Origin of the sequence: Cognatundibacterium luofuense, from assembly GCF_018139685.1 — a bacterium.
GTDB lineage: Bacteria > Pseudomonadota > Gammaproteobacteria > Burkholderiales > Burkholderiaceae_D > Undibacterium > Undibacterium luofuense.
Window position 1 is genome coordinate 1 of the sequence record NZ_JAGSPN010000257.1, and the last position, 379, is coordinate 379.

The window sequence follows — 379 nt, forward strand, 5'->3', positions numbered from 1 at the left end:
GAGCGACAATTCTGGGCGCGGAGCTGTGCCGGCCATGTCCAATCCGGCTAATTTCAACGAGGCTGGTCTGGATCCGACAACAGCTTTCCCTTACACAGCATTGAGACCGGGTAATAAACCGCAATATGGCATCCGTGTTGGCTATACCCCTGCGGGGACATCACTAAACCTGGCTGCTTACTACGAAAACTATACCGATAAAAATCCGGTGTTTGGATCCATCGCAGGAGGTACCATGGGGGCTGCGCAATACCTCAAAGACCGCGACCTGTTCGGTGTCAGCGCGAACTTCCCCATCGGCGATTGGGCGATTGGCGCGGAGCTCTCATATCGTCCGCGTGACGCTGTTTCCATGTTAGGGTGTTTCGGCGCCGGCGGG

The 379-nt window shown here is 56.2% G+C and carries 1 protein-coding gene; it reads left to right on the forward strand.

From position 1 onward, the window contains the following. Positions 1–379, forward strand: a 379-nt coding sequence (locus tag KDM89_RS20295) for a DUF1302 family protein (RefSeq protein ID WP_212689675.1), incomplete at both ends; no start/stop codon positions are given.